1 protein-coding gene and 1 pseudogene are annotated in these 509 nt (G+C 60.7%); both read right to left on the reverse strand.

Annotated features, from left to right (window positions below; all coding sequences use genetic code 11):
• Positions 1–125, reverse strand: a pseudogene (locus ACPF7Z_RS19450) (IS256 family transposase); the annotation flags it as partial.
• Between the two features lie 69 nt (positions 126–194).
• Positions 195–509: ATP-binding protein (locus ACPF7Z_RS19455; protein WP_425194883.1), on the reverse strand; the 315-nt coding region annotated here is incomplete at its 5' end.

Raw genomic sequence — 509 nt, forward strand, 5'->3', positions numbered from 1 at the left:
CCATCCGCCAGGGTCGTGTCGGCATACTGGGCCAGGAAAGTGGCCAGTTCGGCTTCCACGGCCTTGGCGATCAGGTCTCGTGCCCCTTGGCGCAGCAACTCATGCAACGGGTCGGTGGCTGTCAACGCCGACTGAAAAGTGACCCTCTTTGGCTCTGAATCGCCGAAGTAATATTGACCCCCTGGATCCGTCGGTTATTCGGCTGCCGTTGCCGGCGGAGTGGTACCAGCTCTTCGCTTGTCCTTGAGACGGTAGCTCTCGCCGGTGATCTGCACGATGTGGGCGTGATGCAAGAGCCTATCCAGCATTGCGGCGGTCAGCGTCTGATCGTCGGCAAAGGTCCCGGCCCACTGCGTGAACGGTAGGTTGCTGGTCAGAATCATACTGCCGCGCTCGTAGCGCTTGGCAACGACGTTGAAGAACAGGTTCGCCTCGTCGCGCCCGAAGGGCAGGTAGCCGATCTCATCGATCACCAACAGGCGCGGCCCCATCACCACACGGTTGAAGTA

Source organism: Halomonas sp. GXIMD04776 (genome assembly GCF_049808615.1).
GTDB lineage: Bacteria > Pseudomonadota > Gammaproteobacteria > Pseudomonadales > Halomonadaceae > Modicisalibacter.